The organism is Thiemannella venezuelensis, assembly GCF_014203605.1.
GTDB classification, from domain to species: Bacteria; Actinomycetota; Actinomycetes; order Streptosporangiales; family Streptosporangiaceae; genus Planomonospora_A; species Planomonospora_A venezuelensis.
Genome location: NZ_JACHJJ010000025.1, coordinates 84,761 through 103,303, shown reverse-complemented (window position 1 = coordinate 103,303; position 18,543 = coordinate 84,761). Strand labels below are relative to the sequence as shown.

The 18,543-nt window shown below is 73.0% G+C and carries 17 protein-coding genes; 12 read left to right on the top strand and 5 right to left on the bottom strand.

Annotated elements, in window-relative coordinates; translation table 11 throughout:
* Window positions 1–877 precede the first annotated feature (877 nt).
* The 5 genes from FHS22_RS29510 to FHS22_RS29490 all read left to right on the top strand — a co-directional run bounded on the left by FHS22_RS29510 (window position 878) and on the right by FHS22_RS29490 (window position 5,592).
* Window positions 878–2,470: a TROVE domain-containing protein gene (locus FHS22_RS29510; protein ID WP_184946997.1), complete on the top strand. Its 1,593-nt coding sequence runs from the start codon at window positions 878–880 to the stop codon at window positions 2,468–2,470.
* Window positions 2,471–2,714: 244 nt separating this feature from the next.
* A complete protein-coding gene (locus tag FHS22_RS29505) occupies window positions 2,715–3,965 on the top strand; it encodes a hypothetical protein (RefSeq protein WP_184946995.1) in 1,251 nt (416 codons plus the stop codon).
* A 203-nt stretch (window positions 3,966–4,168) separates the two neighbouring features.
* Window positions 4,169–5,047, top strand: coding sequence for an MBL fold metallo-hydrolase (locus FHS22_RS29500; protein WP_184946993.1), 879 nt, complete (start codon window positions 4,169–4,171; stop codon window positions 5,045–5,047).
* Window positions 5,048–5,091: 44 nt separating this feature from the next.
* Window positions 5,092–5,268: a hypothetical protein gene (locus FHS22_RS29495; RefSeq protein WP_184946992.1), complete on the top strand. Its 177-nt coding sequence runs from the start codon at window positions 5,092–5,094 to the stop codon at window positions 5,266–5,268.
* Window positions 5,269–5,364: 96 nt separating this feature from the next.
* Window positions 5,365–5,592 carry a CDGSH iron-sulfur domain-containing protein gene (locus FHS22_RS29490; protein WP_184946991.1) on the top strand — a complete coding sequence of 76 codons (228 nt, stop codon included), beginning with the start codon at window positions 5,365–5,367 and terminating at the stop codon, window positions 5,590–5,592.
* A gap of 10 nt (window positions 5,593–5,602) precedes the next feature.
* On the opposite strand, the gene FHS22_RS29485 is transcribed toward FHS22_RS29490, so the two are convergent.
* The gene (locus tag FHS22_RS29485) at window positions 5,603–6,394 is read right to left on the bottom strand and encodes a glycosyltransferase family 2 protein (protein WP_184946990.1); all 792 of its coding nucleotides are present in this window, start codon (window positions 6,392–6,394) and stop codon (window positions 5,603–5,605) included.
* On the bottom strand, window positions 6,391–7,392 hold the full coding sequence (locus FHS22_RS29480; protein WP_184946989.1) for an iron-containing redox enzyme family protein: 1,002 nt from the start codon (window positions 7,390–7,392) through the stop codon (window positions 6,391–6,393). Before FHS22_RS29480 ends, FHS22_RS29485 begins: the two co-directional genes overlap by 4 nt.
* Before the next feature lie 207 nt (window positions 7,393–7,599).
* Between FHS22_RS29480 and FHS22_RS29475 the strand changes: the two genes are divergently transcribed.
* The 4 genes from FHS22_RS29475 (at window position 7,600) to FHS22_RS29460 (ending at window position 11,219) form a co-directional block, all read left to right on the top strand.
* Window positions 7,600–8,607, top strand: coding sequence for a GlxA family transcriptional regulator (locus tag FHS22_RS29475; RefSeq protein WP_338048011.1), 1,008 nt, complete (start codon window positions 7,600–7,602; stop codon window positions 8,605–8,607).
* Between the two features lie 127 nt (window positions 8,608–8,734).
* Window positions 8,735–10,141, top strand: a complete 1,407-nt coding sequence (locus FHS22_RS29470; protein ID WP_184946988.1) for a DJ-1/PfpI family protein — start codon at window positions 8,735–8,737, stop codon at window positions 10,139–10,141.
* Window positions 10,142–10,230: 89 nt separating this feature from the next.
* Complete coding sequence (mihF, locus tag FHS22_RS29465; RefSeq protein ID WP_184946987.1) at window positions 10,231–10,539, top strand: integration host factor, actinobacterial type; 309 nt, start codon at window positions 10,231–10,233, stop codon at window positions 10,537–10,539.
* Window positions 10,540–10,784: 245 nt separating this feature from the next.
* On the top strand, window positions 10,785–11,219 hold the full coding sequence (locus FHS22_RS29460) for a hypothetical protein (protein ID WP_184946985.1): 435 nt from the start codon (window positions 10,785–10,787) through the stop codon (window positions 11,217–11,219).
* 460 nt (window positions 11,220–11,679) lie between these two features.
* On the opposite strand, the gene FHS22_RS29455 is transcribed toward FHS22_RS29460, so the two are convergent.
* Together FHS22_RS29455 and FHS22_RS29450 are read right to left on the bottom strand one after the other, a co-directional pair.
* Window positions 11,680–12,831, bottom strand: a complete 1,152-nt coding sequence (locus FHS22_RS29455) for an acyl-CoA dehydrogenase family protein (RefSeq protein WP_184946983.1) — start codon at window positions 12,829–12,831, stop codon at window positions 11,680–11,682.
* A gap of 197 nt (window positions 12,832–13,028) precedes the next feature.
* A complete protein-coding gene (locus tag FHS22_RS29450) occupies window positions 13,029–13,778 on the bottom strand; it encodes a hypothetical protein (RefSeq protein WP_184946981.1) in 750 nt (249 codons plus the stop codon).
* Between the two features lie 286 nt (window positions 13,779–14,064).
* Here FHS22_RS29450 and FHS22_RS29445 point away from each other — a divergent pair, with 286 nt between their 5' ends.
* Both FHS22_RS29445 and FHS22_RS29440 read left to right on the top strand, forming a co-directional pair.
* Window positions 14,065–15,702: an ABC-F family ATP-binding cassette domain-containing protein gene (locus FHS22_RS29445; protein ID WP_184946979.1), complete on the top strand. Its 1,638-nt coding sequence runs from the start codon at window positions 14,065–14,067 to the stop codon at window positions 15,700–15,702.
* 174 nt (window positions 15,703–15,876) lie between these two features.
* The gene (locus FHS22_RS29440; RefSeq protein ID WP_184946977.1) at window positions 15,877–17,079 is read left to right on the top strand and encodes a hypothetical protein; all 1,203 of its coding nucleotides are present in this window, start codon (window positions 15,877–15,879) and stop codon (window positions 17,077–17,079) included.
* 51 nt (window positions 17,080–17,130) lie between these two features.
* Here the strand turns inward: FHS22_RS29440 and FHS22_RS29435 are convergent, their stop codons facing one another.
* Complete coding sequence (locus FHS22_RS29435) at window positions 17,131–17,649, bottom strand: hypothetical protein (RefSeq protein WP_184946975.1); 519 nt, start codon at window positions 17,647–17,649, stop codon at window positions 17,131–17,133.
* A 228-nt stretch (window positions 17,650–17,877) separates the two neighbouring features.
* On the opposite strand from FHS22_RS29435, the gene FHS22_RS29430 reads away from it, so the two are divergent.
* Complete coding sequence (locus FHS22_RS29430; protein ID WP_184946973.1) at window positions 17,878–18,450, top strand: NADPH-dependent FMN reductase; 573 nt, start codon at window positions 17,878–17,880, stop codon at window positions 18,448–18,450.
* Window positions 18,451–18,543: the final 93 nt, after the last annotated feature.

Below are 18,543 nucleotides of genomic sequence, written 5' to 3'. Positions count from 1 at the left end.
CCGGCCGGCGCCCCGCCGCCCGGGCCGCGGGCCCGCCGGGACTTCGGCGTGCCGGACGTCCGGCCGGGGCGGAATTAATCGGATGCGGCGTATTCCGATCGCCGCTACCGTTGTAAACGCCTCAGGTGCGAAGGTTCCGGCTACTTCTTCTCCCAAAAGAAACCCGCCGGGACCGATGTCGAACTCTGCGGCGTAATAAACCAGAGGACCTGATAAATGAATATGCGCTTCCCCGGTGCGAAGGAGACGGTTACTTCTCCTCTCAAGAGCGGGACGCGGGTTCGAATCCCGCCGTCGGCTACGGCCGACGTCGGCTGGCGGCCCACGTCACGTGCCGTCACCGGATCCGATCTCGGGGAAGCCGACCGATGCACCGGGCCTTCCCGGTGCGAAGGCCACGGATACTTCGATTAGGGATCGAGAAGCCCGGGTTCGACTCCCGGCGCGCCGCCGGAGACGTGCGGCGCGTGGTGTAGGGGCAGCACGCTTCGTACCGTCGCCGATCTTTTTGAACTCGGGAAGGCCCCGCAATTCCGTACGACAATTCCATACGCACCCCCGGTGCGAAGACAGCGGATACTTCGAGGTTCGACTCCCCGCGGCCCGACCCCGTCGGGCCGATGCCCGGCAGGCCGGGCGGTCCGCCGTCATCCCGACCTCGGGGGGACCGACGTTCCAGAACGTGCCCGGTGCGCAGGCGAGGGATACTTCCGCTGTCAACGGGGTGGTCGCCGGTTCGAATCCGGCCGGGGCCTCACAGCTGGTGGCCCCGTAGCTCAGCTGGCAGAGCACCTGATGTGCCTTCGCCGCTTCGACCTCGGGCACGTTCCGCACGGACGCCGGTCCCTCCTGCCTCACCGCGAAAGGAGCCGCGTCCATGTCCAAGTTCAACAGGATCCTCAACCCCGTGACGAGCCGCTCCGCCGTCTCCAGCCCGGTGACGACCGAGCGCGCGCCGTCCGGCCGCACCCACGAGGGAGCCCCCGGATACGTCCGCGAGGCCAAGGGGGAGCTCTTCCTGCTCGCGGTCTCGAACATGGTCGGCGAGGACACCTTCTACGAGGGGGCCGGTGAGCGCGACGAGCGCTTCCGCGCCCTCGTCCACCGGGTCGCCGTCTCCGACGGCGAGTGGATGGCCCGCTTCCTGCCCTGGCTGCGCGGGACGGCGAACATGCGTACCGCGCCGATCGTCGCCGCGCTGGAGTCGGTCAGGGCACGCCTGGCCGCCGGCGAGCACGGCCTCAACCGGCGGCTGGTGAGCAGCGTCCTGCAGCGCGCCGACGAGCCCGGCGAGGCGCTCGCGTACTGGATGTCCCGGTACGGCCGCGCCGTGCCCAAGCCGGTCAAGCGCGGCGTCGCCGACGCCGTCCGGCGGCTGTACGGCGAGCGCAGCCTGCTCAAGTACGACAGCGACGCCCGGGGCTTCCGGTTCGGCGACGTGATCGACCTCGTGCACCCCGCCCCCGCGGCGGACAGGCCGTGGCAGGGCGAGCTGTTCGCGCACGCCCTGGACCGCAGGCACGGCCGGGACAGGCCGATCCCCGAGGCGCTGGTGACGCTGCGCGCCCGCGCCGGGCTGACGGCCCTGCCGGTGGGCGAGCGCCGCGCCGTCCTGGCGGACCGCGACCGGCTGGCCGCCGCGGGCATGACCTGGGAGGCCCTCGCAGGGTGGCTGCAGGGCCCGATGGACGCCGGGGCGTGGGAGTCGGTGATCCCGTCCATGGGCTACATGGCGCTGCTCAGGAACCTCAGGAACTTCGACGAGGCGGGCGTCTCCGACGAGGCCGCGGAGCGGATCACCGCCAAGCTCGCCGACCCGGACGAGGTCGCCCGCTCCCGGCAGCTGCCCTTCCGGTTCTACTCCGCGTACCGGACGGCGCCCTCGCTGCGCTGGGGGCACGCGCTGGACCGGGCGCTGACGTCGGCGACGCGCAACGTCCCGTCGTTCGGCGGGCGGACCCTCGTCCTGGTGGACACCTCGTCGTCCATGACGGGCGGTGCGGTCTCGGCGCGCTCCACCGTCACACCGGCCCAGGCCGCCGCGCTGTTCGGCGTCGTGCTCGCCGCCCGCGGTGAGCGGGTGGACCTGTACGGCTTCGCCGACGGCGTGTTCCGGCACGAGGTCGGCCAGGGCGCGTCCGTGCTGAGGGAGGTGGAGAGGTTCTGCGCGCGGATCGGCGAGGTGGGCCACGGTACGCAGATCGCCGCCTCGGTCCGCAGGACGTACTCCGGGCACGACAGGGTCGTCATCCTGTCCGACATGCAGACGATGAGCGGCTACTCCAGCGAGGGCGTCGCCGGCGCGGCGCCGGGCCACGTCCCGATGTACGGCTTCAACCTGCAGGGGTACCGGCACGCGGCGATGCCGACCGGATCGGGCAACCGCCACGAGTTCGGCGGCTTCTCCGACGCGACGTTCCGGCTGATCCCCCTGCTGGAGGCGGGCGGGGCGGCGGGCTGGCCGTTCTGAGGCGGTCCGCCGGCGCCTCGCGGAGGTGCGGGCCGTACCCGGCGGGGCGGCCCGTGCCCCGGAAGCCGGGGTCCGGCCCGCATCCCCCGTGAGGCGGGGTGCGGGCCGTACGGACGGGCAGACGGACAGACCTCGTTTTTCACTCATGTACCGGGCGTGAGCATGTGTTTGGCAAACAGAGCGTCTTCGTTCTGGAATGATCGTCCCGATATCCCCCGGACATCGAGCTGACGGACCGTGACGTATGCCCCTTATCGATGAAATCGCCACCTATGTCTCGGACCAGCCGGTCAGAACGGTCATCATCTGCGTGGTCGGTCTGATCCTCGCGGTCCTCGCCTACTTCGTCCTGCGCACCGTCACCCGCGTGGCGACGGGGCTCTTCCACCGCTACGTCGCCCCCCGCCCGGTGGAGGACATCCTCACCATCGTCGCCGCCAGCATCGCCACCGGCGTCTCCGCCCAGGGCATGTGGAAGTTCGCCGGCGACGTCCTCGGCTTCGACGGGCCGCTCCGGCTGCTGCTCTTCGCGTTCATCGAGGTCGCGGTGATCACCAGCGCCGTCCGGGCCCGCCGCAACATGCGGGAGAACTTCTCCGCGGGCATCGACGGCGTCGCGGTGTGGGCGCTGACCTGCCTGACGGCGGTGCTGTCCAGCATGGACGCCCGCAGCGTCGCCGAGGCGGTCTTCCGGCTCGCCGCCCCGCTGGTGGCCGCGTGGCTCTGGGAGCGGGGCATGGCGATCGAGCGGCACCGCATCACCGGGCGCTCCCGCATCAACTGGCGGCTCACCCCCGAGCGCATGCTCGTCCGGATCGGGCTGGCCGAGGTCGGCGACCGCACGGCCGGCGAGGTCGACGCCCACCGGAGGCTGACCCGGGTCGCGCTGGCCGCCAAGAAGGCCCGCGCGCTGCGCGAGGCCGGGGCCTCCGACCGGAAGATGCGCGCGGCCCTGGCCAAGCTGGACCGCGAGATGGACCGGGCGGTGGAGCACACCGGCCTCGCGGTCGACCAGGCCCGCCAGGAGGCGCTGCTCTCGCAGATCGGGGCGCTCTACAACACCTCCGCCCTGATCGACCTGAGCCCGCCGGTCCCGTGGGCCCCCGAGTCCGAGGAGCCGTCCCCGGCGCTCCCGGCCGCGCCGCGGGTCACGGTGGCGGTCGACGACGACGATGACGAGGCCGAGGTGGTCGAGGGCACCGGCGTGGCGGTCGACCCGGCCCAGCGGGCGGCCCTGATGCGGGCGGCGCGCGAATACTGGGACAAGCAGATCGAGCGCAGGTTCGTCCCCCGGGCGGCCGACATCGCCCACGAGACCGGCATCCCGCTGGCCACCGCCCGGGAGTGCCGCGCCCTGTGGAAGCTGGAGCCGCGGGCGCACGCCCTGATCGAGGCCGCGCAGAGCGAGCACGGCCTCATCGACACCGGGACCTTCCCCGCCATCGAGGTGCCCGAGCCCGCCCTGACGGTGAACGGCTCGGGCCCCGGCCACTGACGCCCCGCCGCGGCGCGGGGACGGGCGCGCTCCCGTCCCCGCACGGCCCCGGAGGTCCACCGCGGACCCCGGCGGCGTCCCCGGTCCCGGCCGCGTGCGGCCTCCGCCTCCCTCGACGGCCCCACTGACCTGGGGATCCGTCTCCGTGTGATTGTCGTGCCACAGCGGGTACGTAGAGGCATCGCCGGAGATTGGAGGGGCCGATGACAGGCTCGGAGGACGTCAGTGTTTTCTTCGTCGGGAACGCCACCACGGTGATCCGCTACGGCGGGTTCACCGTGCTGACCGACCCGAACTTCCTCCACAGGGGCCAGCGGGCCTACCTCGGCTACGGGCTCAGCTCCCGGCGCCGCACCGACCCGGCGATCGACATCGGCGAGCTGCCGGCGCTGGACGCCGTGGTGCTCTCGCACATGCACGGCGACCACTGGGACCGGGTGGCCCGGCGGGGCCTCGACAAGGACCTGCCCGTCATCACCACGCCCCACGCCGCCCGGCGCCTGCGCCGCCAGGGGTTCCACCAGGCGCGGGGCCTGGAGACGTGGCGCCAGCACGAGCTGCGCCGGGGAGAGCGCACGCTGACGGTCACCGCGCTGCCCGGCCGCCACGCCCCCGGACCGGTCCGGATGCTGCTGCCCCCGGTGATGGGCAGCATGCTGGAGTTCGCCCGCGCCGGGCGGGTGGAGCTGCGCCTGTGCATCAGCGGCGACACCCTGATGGGCCGGGAGCTGGACGGGATCCCGCGCCGCTTTCCCGAGGTCGACCTGGCCCTCGTCCACCTGGGCGGCACCAGGGTCCTCGGTGTGACGGTGACCATGGACGGCAGGCAGGGCGCCGACTGGCTGCACCTGATCGGCCCGCGCGTCGCCGTCCCGGTGCACTACGACGACTACGAGGCCTTCACCTCGCCGATCGAGGACTTCCGCAACCACGTCGAGATCGCCGGCCTGACCGACCGGGTGCGCTACATCGAACGCGGCGAGACCCTTGAACTGCCCGTGTGGCGCGCGTACCGGGACGAACGCCTCCCGACGGGGCAGGGGTCCTCCGCGGTCCCCGGGTACGGCGGGCCGCACGACTGAGGGCCCCGCCGGGGCCCGGACCGAGATCGGAGAGGGAGAGGCACATGACCGAGACGGACCCGCAGGGCGCCGAGGCGGACGAGCCGGAGGCCCGGGTGCCCGACGACCGCGAGGACTCGGCGGGCGCCGGCGCCCCGAGCGGGAACGACCCCGGGGGCCCTGCGGCCCAGGTCCCCGACGACCGGAAGGCTGCCGCCAAGTCCGAGATGCCGGACCCCTGACCGGAAGCCGCCGGACGGGGCCGCGGACGGGACCCCGTCCGTCCCCGTCCGGACGTCCCGGCGTTTTCGCCGAGCCGCCCGGGGCACTGGGCCGGGATGGGGAACGAGACAGACGACGTGGCCGTCCTGGCCCTGTGCGAGGATGGTCCGCTGCTGCTCCGGGGGACGTTCCGGCTCACGACTCAGGACGGCCGGCCGATCGATCCGGGCCGGGCGACGGTGGCCCTGTGCCGCTGCGGCCGATCGTCGGCCAAGCCCTTCTGCGACGGATCGCACAAGGCGACCGGCTTCCGGGCGCCGGGCGAACCCGATCCACCGCTCTGACGGTGCTTCCTCAGCCACCGCGACGAGTGCGCGGCCACGCGCAGCCGAGGACCGCCCGGTGGCGCCCGTGGAGGAGCCCGGCGGCGAGGCAGGGCAGGACGGACAGGAAGAAGGCCATCCGGGCCGGTTGCGCCAGATCGTCGTAGGCCTGCCGGACACGCTGCGACCAGAACCGCGCCGGGTCCGGAGGCAGGCGGCGGACGTACAGGTCCAGCGGGCGCAGCTCGCGGCCGCCGTGGGCGCGGACGGTGCGGATGAGCTCAAGGTTCTCGAACAGTACGTTCCCGTCGTAGCCTCCCATCGCCAGGAAGGTCGAGCGGCGCACCCCGAACGTTCCGGGGTAGTCGGCGGCCAGACTGCGGTTGAGCAGCGTGCGGGCGGTGTCCCAGCGGGCGTGCCAGGGCAGCGGATGGAAGTGGTTCTGCGGCCTGACCAGGTCGGCCCGGTCCAGCAGGGCGCGGACGCGGGCGAGCCCCGCCGCGTCGTACCGGACGTCGTCGTCGGCGATGACGACGTGCTCGGCGGTCGCCGCCCGCATCCCGGTGACGACCCCGGCCACCTTGCCGTTGGCGGCGTCGAGGGCGGGGTCGGGCCGCACATGCGCGACGAGCCCGCACCAGCGGCGGGCGTGCCGGCCGAAGATCTCGTCCGGGGAGCCGTCGACGACGATGACCCGGGCGCGACGGCTCAGCCACCGCAGATAGAAGGTCAGCTCGTCCAGCCCCGAGTCCTCCTCCCAGCGCAGCGGCAGCACGTAGCCGAGCTCCGGCACGTGGGCGGGGTCCGTGCCGGGACCCGTCACGGGCACCCCACCGCCAGGTCCGCCTCGCGCAGTGACGTGGCCCCGTCCCGCCAGCGGTTCAGGACGTACCCGGCGAACATCCGGTCGAGAGCCAGGGCGCAGGCGGCGCCGTACAGGATGTCTCCGGTCAGCGAGGGGTGGGCGGCGGCGAAGGAGCCGCACATGTCGTGCAGGGCGATCTGCTCGTGTACGGCGTCGGCCTGCACGTGCTCGTCGTAGAAGCGGCGGGCGGCGGCGTCGCCGCCCAGCCGCCGCAGCCCCCGGCTGTACTTGAGGTTGGGCACCGAGGACGTCGTCTCGAGCGCCGCGAGGTGGCCCAGCAGCGCGCCCCGGTGCCGCCGGTGGAGCCCGAACATCGACATGGCGTTTCCGATCGCCAGCGTGACGGCCGGGACCCGGTCGAGGTAGGCGCCGTAGGAGTCGTCCAGGTCCAGCCCGCGCATGGTGGCGCGGAAGAGCTCCGAGTGCATCCGCTCCGGTCTGCCGCCGCCGTACTCGTCGGCCTGGATCTCCACCAGGGCCGCCTTGGCGCGGCCGTGCAGCCGGGGGACGGCCCAGGTGTGCGGGTCGGCCTCTTTCAGGTGGTAGATCGAGCGGTGCACCACGAATTCGCGGAACTGCTCCAGATCGGCGTTCTGCTGGAGGAAGGCCGCGAGCGGGGGCCCGTCGGCGGTGGCCAGGCCGGTCAGCGCCCGGCACAGGTGCGCGGGCGGTACGGCGGGCGGGCGCGGCACGGCTGCGGCCAGGCCGTCGCCGAACCGCCGTTCCAGCGTCTCGCGCACCCCGAGCAGCGACGGGTTCCACTCCCAGCGGTCGTCCACCCCGGCGAAGCCCCGGTAGTGCAGCTCATAGCAGGTGAAGAGCGCCAGCTGCAGGTCCTCGTCGTCCAGGGGAGGCTCGGCGAAGCGCAGGGGCGGGCAGGCGAAGGCGTGCGGCGGACGCGCCAGCACCTCGGTGAGCCAGGCGGTGATCGGACCTCGGGGCGCGGGCAGTCGCATCGTGGCCTCCAGGGAAGGGCGCGGGTCAGAGGTGGTGGGCCGGGACGTGGGCGCGGCCGTCGGCGGGAAACGCCGTACCGCCCGGCGCTTCCCGGGCAGGCCTCCGATACCCGTGCCGCCCCGCCGTACACCTTGGGTGCCTGATCCGTCCGGTGCACGGCTCGCTGAACCCTGTCGCGGCCGGTGGCGGCGTTCTAGCGTGAACCCGTGAACGATGCGCGAAGCGGCCGGGTGGTCGTGCTGGTGCTGCCGGATGTGAACCTGCTCGACCTGGCCGGTCCGGTCCAGGCCTTCGACGCGGCGGCCCACCTGGGCGCGCCCTACCGGGTGGAGTACGTCGCGGAGACGCCCGAGGCGGTCTCGGCGCAGGGACTGCGGTTGGCCGGGCTGGGACCGCTGGGAGCGGTCGGGCCGGGAGATCTCGTGCTGGTGCCCGGGCACCGGCTGTACGAGCCCCGCCCCGGGGAACTCCTGGTCTCCACGACGGTGGTGGAGTGGCTGCGGGCCGCCTGCCGGGCCGGGGCGCGGATCGCCTCGGTCTGCAGCGGGGCGGCCGCGCTCGGCGAGGCCGGGCTCCTGGACGGCCGCCGCTGCACCACCCACTGGTCGCTGATCGACGCCATGCGCGAGCGCTACCCCGCGGCCCGGGTGCAGGAGGCGGTGCTCTACGTCCACGACGGGCCGGTGAGCACCAGCGCGGGCATCGCCACCGGACTGGACCTGGCGCTCTCGCTGGTCGAGCGCGACCACGGGCCGGCGCTCACCGCCGCGGTCGCCCGGCAGCTCGTGGTCTACCTGAGGCGTTCCGCGACGGACGGGCAGATCAGCGCGTTCCTGCAGCACCGGGCCCACCTCAACGAGGCCGTGCACCGGGTCCAGGACCACCTGGCGCAGCATCTGGACACCCCGCACACCCTCGCCGAGCTCGCCGCCGTGGCGCACCTGTCGCCGCGCGGGCTGAGCCGCGCGTTCACGGCCACGGTCGGGATCACCCCGCTGGAGTACCGGCAGCGGCTCCGGCTGGAGTTCGCGGCGACGCTGCTGGCCGAGACCGGCCTGACCGTCGAGGCGGTGTCCGCGCGGTGCGGGTTCCGCGACGCGCGCCACTTCCGGAGGCTCTTCACCGCCCGGTACGGCAGGCCGCCGTCGGCGTCCCGCCCCGGCCCGGCGGGCTCGCGGCCCCTCCGCACCGCTCCGGCCCCGCCGCCGTCCTGATCCTCCCGGGCCCCGGCCCGCCCCCGTCCCCTCCGGCTCCCGTCCCGGCCCCTCGGCCGGTTCCCGGCTCCGCCGTTCTCCCCGGGCTCCGGCCCGTTCTCCGCCCCCGTCGTCGAGGAGTTCCGCCATGCCTCCGGCCCCGCGCCGCCGCCTCCGCTCCCTGCCCCGCCTCCTGCCCCGCGTCCTGCTCGGCCTCGCGCTGTCCACCGCCGTCCTCGCCGCCGCCGGCTCGGCCGGGGTGGCGGTGACGATGGGCGAGAGCTTCCCGTCCGAGCCGCTGCCGGCGCCGCCGGAGGGGTGGCCCGCCGCGGCGCCGGTGCCTCCCGGGCGGACGGTCGTCGCGGTGGTGCTCGGCGCGACCGGTTCGGTGGCCGGCGACGTGCTCCCGCCGTACGAGGTGTTCGCGCGCTCGGAGCGGTTCGCCGTGTACACCGTCTCCGAGCGCCGGGAGCCGGTGGCGCTCTCCGGAGGCCTGAACGTGCTCCCCGACCACACCCTCGGCGAGGTGGAGGCCGGAGGCGTGCCGGAGCCGGACGTGGTCGTGGTGCCCGCGGTGGTCGAGCCCCGCGGCGAGCGGGAGGCCCCGCTGCGCGCGTGGATCGCCCGGCAGGCCGGCCGGGGCGCCCGGATTCTGGGCGTGTGCGCGGGCTCGGACCTGCTGGCCGCGGCCGGCGTGCTGGACGGCCGCCGGGCGACCTCGTTCTGGGACCGGATCGGCTCGCTGGAGAAGACCGATCCCGAGGTGGAGTGGGTGCGCGGCCGGCGGTACGTCCAGGACGGCCCGGTCACCACGACCGCGGGTGTGACCTCGGGCGTCGTCGGCGCGCTGCGCCTGGTCGAGGAGCTGGCCGGGGCCGCGGAGGCCGGGCGGATCGGCGGGGACGTGGCCTACCCGGGCTGGTCGGCGGGAGGCCCGACGGAGATCCCGGTCAACGGGCTGGTCCTGTCCGACCTGCCGTACGGGATCAACGCCGCCTTCCCGTGGTGGCGTCCGGCGCTCGGGATCGGGCTGGCGGAGGGCGTGGGAGAGCTCGACGTCGCCGCCGCCCTGGAGGCCTACTCGGGCACGTCGTTCGCCTTCCGCACGGTGCCCGTCGCCGCCGGGCGCACGGTCAGGACCCGGCACGGCATGACGCTGCTGGCCGAGCCCGCGGGTGAGGGGACCGCCCCCGTGGACCGGCTGGTGGTGCCCGGCGTGCGGAGCGAGGGCGAGGCCGGGCCGGAACTGGCCGCATGGGCGGCCGGACGCGGGCTCCGGCTGGAGCTGCCCCACCGGGACCGGGCGGGAGGGGAGTCCGGGTTCGACCCGGTCCTGCGCGATCTGGCCGCCCGCACCGACCTGGCCACCGCCCGCACCACCGCGAAGTTCATCGAGTATCCCGCGGCGCACCTGGAGCTCACCGGGGCCGCCTGGCCCTGGCGCCCGACCGCGCTGCTCGCCGTGGTGCTGGCGGCCGCCGCCGGAGCCGGTCTGCTCCCCTTCCTCCGCCTGCGCCGCCTTCTCGCCCGGCCGGGCGTTTTCCGGAGTGTCTGATGTGTTCTTGCTTGCCGGGAAGGTCGGAGTGATTACCCTGGTCGTTGTGGGTAGCAGGATGGTCACGCCTACACCATGAAGGAGCAACCATGGCTCTCCCCGCCCTTACCCCCGAGCAGCGCCAGGCCGCCCTCGCCAAGGCCGCCGAGACCCGTACGGCCCGCGCCAAGCTGCTGGCCGACGTCAGGTCCGGCGCGGTCACCCTCAAGGAGCTGCTGGACCGCGACGACGACGTCGCCAAGCGCATCAAGGTCTCCCAGGCGCTGCGGGCGCTGCCCGGCGTGGGCAGCGTGAAGGCCGCGCAGCTGATGGCGCGGGCCGACGTGGACGAGGCGCGCCGGCTCGGCGGGCTCGGCGCGCAGCAGCGCCGCAAGCTGATCGAGGCCACCACGCGCTGAACCGCGTCCGGCGGCCCCGACGGTGTAGGTGGCGACGTGCTCCCGGGACGGGGTGGCGCCGTAGATCTCGTCCAGGCGGGCGCGCGCCCGCGGCTCGTCGGCGTCCGAGGCCGTCCCCAGGACCATCGTCCCCTCGGGCAGCCGGCCCGGATTCATCGCCTTCCTGACCTCGCAGGAGGCGGTCAAACCCGGCCGGGCCTGCACGGACGAGGAGTACCGGGCGCCCTGCCGGGTACCGCCGCGTCATGAGTGAGGACCGTCCCGATCCGCGGCACCGCAGGCCCGAGGGGCTCGACGACGCCACCGTCGAGGCGCTGGGCAAGCTCTCGGAGGCCCTTGAGACGACCGAGCGCGCCCGCGGGCACCTGTACACCTTCCACCAGCTCACCGGCCATGCCGACCTGATGCTCGACGAGGCCGTGGAACTGCTGCACGCCGCCGGGCACGGCGCGTACGCCGAGGAGGTCCGCACCGAGCTGGTCGGGCGCAATGTGATCGAGGGCCGGTGGACCTTCCAGATCGTCGAGGACTACGACGACGGGTACCACCGCTGCTTCCGCGAACTGGAGGAGAGGGTCAGGAACGCGCTGGCGGGCGGGCGCCGCCATCTCTACGAGGCGGAGATGAAGGAGCGCCGCCGCACACGCGGCCTCCCCGGTCACGAGGCCGTGCCCGAATGAGCCGGAGCGGCCGACGCCCCGCCTCGGCCGGGAGGGAATGACGCCCGGCCGCGGGGGGAGGGGAGCGGTATGAACGACGAACGCGATCCTGACGAGACCTCCTCCCCGCGACCGGAACCCTCCCCGCGACCGGAACCGGAAGGCGGGCGACCGCCGCAGGACGGCGGTGACGCGCCGCCCGCCGCGCCGGGCGCGGACGTGGGGGAGAGCCGGACGGTGGCGGCGCGCTCGGGCGCCGACACGGGCTTCCCGGACCGGCCGCTCCCGGCGGATCCGGTCGAACCCTCCCCGCCGGAGGGCGACGGCGGGGACGGGGCCCGGGCTCCGGAACCGGACATGGGCCCGTCGTCCTGACCTCTCGTCCTGACCTCTCGCCCGGCCCGCGCGGACGGGGTGCGCGCCGCGTGCCGGCACGCGCGCCGTCCGCGCGTGCCGGCACGCCCGTGCCGACACGGGCCTCTCAGACGAAGGCGCCGATCCCGGTGATCGCGCGTCCCACGATCAGGCTGTTGATCTCGCGGGTGCCCTCGTAGGAGTAGATCGCCTCGGAGTCCGCCACGAACCGGCCCATGCCGTAGTCGAGGACGATCCCGTTGCCGCCCATGATCTCGCGGCCCCAGCCCACGGCCTCGCGCATCCGGGCCGTGCAGAAGGCCTTGGCCATGGCCGAGTGCTCGTCCCGGTAGACGCCCGCGTCCTGGAGCTGCGCCAGCCGGACCACCATCCCGAGTGAGCAGGTGACGTTGCCCAGCATGCGTACCAGCAGGTCCTGCACCAGCTGGAAGCCCGCGATCGGCCGCCCGAACTGCTCGCGCTCCCCGGCGTAGGCCAGGGCCGTCTCGTAGGCGCCCGTCATGCAGCCCACCGCCTGCCAGGCGACCCCGCCGCGGGTCTGGCGGAGGATGGCGGAGGTGTCGCGGAAGCTGCCGGCCCCCTGCAGGCGGTTGGTCTCCGGGACCGGGCAGTCGGTCAGGGTGACGTCGGCGTTCTGCACCGTCCGCAGGGCGATCTTGTTCTCGATCCTCGTGGCGGTGAAGCCCGGGGTGCCCTTCTCGACCACGAAGCCCTTGACCTGCCCGTCGGCCTCGTCCTTGGCCCAGACCACGATCAGGTCGGCGAAGGTCGCGTTCCCGATCCACCGCTTGGCGCCGTTGAGCACCCAGGTGTCGCCCTCGCGCCGGGCCGTCGTGCGCAATCCGGCGGCCACGTCGGAGCCGCCCTCGGGCTCGGTCAGGGCGAAGGCCCCGATCTTCTCCATCGCGGCCATCGGCGGCAGCCACCGCTCCCGCTGCTCCGCCGAGCCCAGCCGGTCGATGCTCCCCATCGCCAGCCCGTTGTGCACACCGAAGAACGTCCCGATCGACGGGTCGACCCGGTTCATCTCCAGCACCACGAACCCGGTCAGCAGGCTCCGGGCCCCCCGGTACGGCAGGCCCGCCACGTCCAGTTTGGCCAGTTCCGGGATCAGGTGGTGCGGGAACCGGGCGTGCGTCCACATCTCGTCGGCCACCGGCGCGACCTGGTCGGCCATGAACTCCCGCACCCGCAGCAGGATCTCCTTCTCGGTCCCGTCGAGCAGGTCGGCGTAGTCGTAGAAGTCACCGGTCGTCATCGTGTCGGTCTCCCCTTCGCAGCGTGTCCCGCTTCACTGCCCACGGGGGAGGAGGTCAACCGGGGCGATCACCGGTGCGGGCCGCCGACGCGTGAGGCCCGGGGTCGCCCCCGGGCCTCACGCGTCATCTGCGGATCGGCGGTCTGCCGGTCACCGGGCTCCGGCGGCCGGAAGACGGCCGCCGGAGCCCGGACCGGTCACCGGTGCCAGCGCTTGACCTTGACCCAGTCCGGGCGGCTGGAGCTGTCGTCGAGCCTCCGGTCGCCGTCGAAGACGGCGCGGAACTCACCGCTCCGGTACGCGCGGGTCTTGGCGTGGAACTTGCCGTCCCACCGGGTCTCGGCCGAGGTCACGTACTTCCAGGCGCTGGAGTGGCCGGACCGGAAGTAGATCTCCACTTCCTCGCCCCGCACGCCGCGCCACTTCCAGTGGTCGCGGGCCTGCAGGCGGCCGGAGAAGTAGAGCGTGCGGCCCTTGCGGACCGGCTCCGGACCGGCGTCGAAGTCGGCCAGGCGCGTGTCGGCCTTCTTCCAGCCGCCCACGTACTTGACCGTGAAGCCGGTCGTGTCGGTCGCCTTCTTGCCGTCCTTGCCGTAGGCGTCGGCGATCGCCACCCAGCGGCCGCGGTAGTCGGACTTGTCGAAGCTGGTGACATAGCGCCACAGCTCACCGTCGCGGACGAGCTTCGGCTCCTTCGCCACGAGGGTGTGGGGATCGTCGGTGTCCGGCCGGAGCCGGAGCTCGACGCGCTCCGCCTCGGTGGCGCGGACCTCGATGGTGACCTCCACGTCCCGGCCGCCGCGGACGACGACGGGATTCGGGCTCACCTCGCTGATGTTCACGCCGAGTTCGGCCTGCGTGGCGGAGGCCGTACCGGCTCCGGCGGCCAGGACCAGGGAGGCACCCGCGGCAGTGGCCAGGGCGCCTGCGGTGATTCTCTTGAACAAGGCTGTTCCTTTCCCCGTTGCTTCGGAAGCGATGCTCGGGTGATCGCTTCCACCCGGTTAACGCGCGGGCGTGAAGGGAGAGGTGGGGTAAAAGCTCCATATATTTGATGTCAAGTGACTTTTTGATCACGATTCGAGCGCAAGATCGCAGGTCGACCGCATCTTTTCCGGGCGGCTCTCCCGGCTGGAAAAAACCCGGAAGCTGTCCGATTTGCCGGGAATATAGTTGGCAGGACGCCTCGGAGCCCGTTCGGCGCTTGTGCCGGAGGCCGGTAGCGTTCCTCCCATGAGCGCCACCATCGTCGCCAAGGACCTGTCCGCCGGGCACGGCGACCGCGCCCTCTTCTCCGGCCTGGACCTGGTCGTCGCCCCCGGCGACGTCGTCGGCCTGGTCGGCGTGAACGGAGCGGGCAAGTCCACGCTGATGAGGATCCTCGCCGGTCTGCTCCCGCCCGAGCACGGTGCCGTACGGCTCAGCCCGCCCACCGCCACGGTCGGATACCTGCCCCAGGAGCGCGAGCGCCGGGCCGGTGAGACGGTCGCCGCCTTCCTGGCCCGGCGGACCGGGGTGGCCGGAGCGCAGCGCGCGCTGGAGGCCGCCACCGAGGGCCTGGTCGAGGGCCGCCCCGGCGCCGACGACGACTACGCGGCGAGCCTGGAGCGCTGGCTGGCCCTGGGCGGCGCGGACCTGGAGGAGCGGGCCGAGGAGGTCGTCGCCGACCTCGGTCTGGAGGTGGGCCTGGACCGCCCGATGACGGCCCTGTCCGGCGGTCAGGCCGCCCGGGCGGGCATGGCCTCCCTGCTGCTCAGCCGCTACGACGTCTTCCTGCTCGACGAGCCCACCAACGACCTCGACCTGGACGGCCTGGAGCGGCTGGAGCGCTTCGTCGCCGGGCTGCGCGCCGGGACGGTCCTGGTCAGCCACGACCGCGAGTTCCTGGCCAGGACGGCCAACCGGATCGTCGAGCTCGACCTGGCCCAGCAGCAGGTCCGCGCCTACGGCGGCGGCTACGAGGCCTACCTCGCCGAGCGCGAGGTCGCGCGCAGGCACGCCCGCGAGGAGTTCGAGGAGTACGCCGGCACCGTCGCCGAGCTCAAGGCCCGGGCCCTCACCCAGCGCAACTGGATGGAGAAGGGCGTCAAGAACGCCCGGCGCAAGGCCACCGACGGGGACAAGATCGGCCGGAACTTCCGCGTCGAGGCGACCGAGAAGCAGGCCGCCAAGGCCCGCCAGACCGAGCGGCTGATCGAGCGCCTGGAGGTGGTCGAGGAGCCCCGCAAGGAGTGGGAGCTCCGTATGGAGATCGCGGTGGCCCCGCGGGCCGGGGCGGTCGTCGCGACGCTGCGCGGGGCGGTCGTACGGCGCGGCGCGTTCACCCTCGGCCCGGTGGACCTGCAGATCGGCTGGGCCGAGCGGGTGGCCGTCACCGGGGCCAACGGCTCGGGCAAGACCACGCTGCTGGGCGCGCTGCTCGGCCGGATCCCGCCGGACGAGGGCCACGCCTCCCTCGGGCCCGGCGTGGTCGTGGGCGAGGTGGACCAGGCGCGCGGGCTCTTCCTGGGCGACGAGCCGCTGCTGGAGGCGTTCGCCGCGGCGGCGGGCGGCATGGTCCCGGCCGACGCGCGGACGCTGCTGGCCAAGTTCGGCCTGCGCGCCGCCCACGTGCTGCGCCCGGCCGCCACCCTCTCACCGGGGGAGCGGACCCGCGCCGCCCTCGCGCTGCTCCAGGCCAGGGGGGTGAACCTGCTCGTCCTCGACGAGCCCACCAACCACCTGGACCTGGCCGCGATCGAGCAGCTGGAGTCGGCCCTGGCCTCCTATCCGGGCACCCTCCTGCTGGTCACCCACGACCGCCGCATGCTGGAGGCCGTGCACACCACCCGCCACCTCCACGTCGACGCGGGGAAGGTCACCGAGGGCTAGAAGCCGGCGGCGCCCGCCCCGGTCGCCGGCCTCCGGGCGTCGTCCAAGGAACCGCAACACGAAACCCAACATGTATTCCGGGCGGTTTCGTGAACCGGCGCCCGGGGATCACGGGGACTGCCGGGCGGAAACGTCGTGAAGCCCACGCCCGGAGGCCGGAGGAAAGGGCAGAGGATGCGCCTGCTCCGCCTGCTGGTCCCCGCGGGGGTGACGCTGGTCCTCCTGGTGACGGCGGGCTTCGCCGGCCACTTCGGGATCGAGGACCTGGGTGAGGCCCTGGCGTTCACCGGGAGGTTCACCGGAGCTCTCTTCATCGCCGCCTCGGCGGTGATGGCCGTATCGGTGATCGCGGTGCTGGACCACTGGTTCTGGAAGAGCTACCAGCATTCCGGCCCGGTCGTCCTGGTCGGCACCGGTGTCGCGTTCGTCGTGAACTCCATGCTGGTGATCACGATGATCAGGGACGGGGAGCAGAAGCGGTACCTGTTCTACTGGCTGGTCCTGGCCGCCGGGTCGGCGTGGGCGCTCTACGTGAGCTACCGGACGGACATCCTGATCCCCGCCCCCAAGCGGTTCGGGATCGCGGTGATGGCGACCACCGTCGTCGCCGTCACCGACTTCGGCTACTCCCAGCTCTACGAGCCGTACGAGCAGCCGACGAACATCGTGTTCGAGGCGAGCCTCGGTGACCCGGTGTACACCTCCGAGTCGACGGTCGTCTCGCTGTCCGCGGAGATAAAGATCGTGAACGACGGCAAGACCGGGATATACGTGCTGGCGACCGAGTACCAGGTCCTGGGGCGGAGGGCGGTCGTCCGCCCGGACGGCCGCAAGAGGGACGAATGGCGGGCGGACGCGGCGGCGGACTACCCCATCTCCCGGTACACGGAGATCGAGTATTTCGATCTGGTCAGGAAATCGAAGTTCCTGCCCACGTACGGGGAGTGGCTGAACCCGGGGGAGGAGATAAACGTCACCCAGATAGTGGACGTTCCGGTCGCCGCCTCCTACGACACCATTCAGCTCCAGGCGTTCGCCGTCATCTCGCGGAAGGACAGGATGAACCTCGAAGGAGGGCTGTGGCTGCCGGTGAACTTCTCCTGGGAGAATCCGGGCGAATCCGGGAGGGAAGTCGATTTCATCGAATTCCGCAGCAGGATACATGAGAACAATTCCATCGCGGAGCTGACGAGGCATCCCAGGTCCATCATCGTGCGCCAGTACGTGAACGACGCCTCCTTCCCGGAGGTCGCCATCGTGCGGGAGCGGGAGGGATACCGGGAGATGTCCCTCGCCGAGTCCGACGACATGGCCACCCGGTACGGGCTCATCAACATCACCACGGGCTGGAAGGAGAAGTCCCTGCGGAGGGAGTGAATTCCGCGCGGATTCCGGCCCGGGGCGCGAGCGCGGTTCCCGCGTGCCGTTCTACACCCCGCGGGCCTTCTTCCCCACCCGCTTCGAGCGGGTGGGCGTCCCTCCGGGGCAGGAGCCGAACCTGTCCTGGCCCACCACGGGATCCTCGCCGGGAAGCTGGATCATCCCGGAGTAGCGGATGCACTTCACGTTCGTCCTCAGCTTCAGGGGACCTATGTAGCGCTTGTACCTTCCGGTCATCTCCTGCATGGAGAGCAGGGCGCGGGTCATCGTCCCGAGGCCCACCCTCATTCTGGCCGCGGCCCTCGGGGAGGCGGTCTTCATGGTGACCGCGCAGTACTCCCTCGTGGCGGACCTGTACAGGAGGTAGACGTTGCCGATGACAGGCGACCCGGGCGGGTCGGAAGCCTGGACACCGGTCTCCGAGACCTTCTTGAATCCCGCGCCGCACACACCCTGGGGCGTGAAGGGGGCGGCGGCGGAAGCCGAGGCCTCCTGGGCGGACAGCGGCATGGCGGCGACGGCGACGCCCAGCGCGGCCGCGACGGCCTTCTTTTCGAAGAACCCCACGAGTGCCCCCCGGTGTGATTCCCTGGAGCTCCGTTTCCTGTGAATTCCTTTTATGGCCATCCTCCGGCGGGAGGCGCCGGAGGAACAAGGGGCATCGCGCAAAGCTTGCCCATGCCTTCGGCCGGCACTCCTTTCGGCCGCGTCCGGGGAAGGCTCCGGCGGGTTTGACCTCGAGCAGGCTTGAGGTTGCACAGTGGCGGCGGAGCACCGCAACGCCAGGAGGACGCCATGCTCGACGTCGCCGTCATCACCGCCACCAGCCCGCAGGGCCGTTCCGGCGCCAACGTGGTCCGGTGGTTCCTCGGGCAGGCGGAGCGCCGGGGCGACCTGCGCCTGGACGTCGTCGATCTCAACCGCGTCCCGCTCCCGCCGTTCCATCCCGAGCGCCCCCCGGCCGGCGCGTCCGCGGCCACGCGCGACCTGGCCGCCCGGATCGGCGCCGCCGACGGCTTCGTGGTGGTCACTCCCGAGTACAACCACGCCTATCCGGCGGTCCTCAAACTGGCCGTCGACGCGGTCCGCCGGGAGTGGGCCGCCAAGCCCGCCGGATTCGTCTCGTACGGCGGGCAGTCCGGCGGCCTGCGCGCGGTGGAGCAGCTCCGGCTCGTCTTCGCCGAGTTGCACGTCGTCTCCCTGCGCGACACGGTGAGCTTCCACCGGGTGGAGGGCTGCTTCGGCGAGGACGGCGAGCCGCTCGATCCGGCGGGGGTCGGCGGCGCGGCCAAGGTGCTGCTGGACCAGCTCATCTGGTGGGGTACGGCGCTGCGGGAGGCCCGCGCCGCCCGGCCGTACACGCTCTGAGCGCGTGGCCCGGCGCCCGTGCCCGCATCCGGGCCCCGTGGCCCCGGCGGCGGATCCGGCGGACCGCGGGCGGAGCCCGAACCGCGGGCGCGG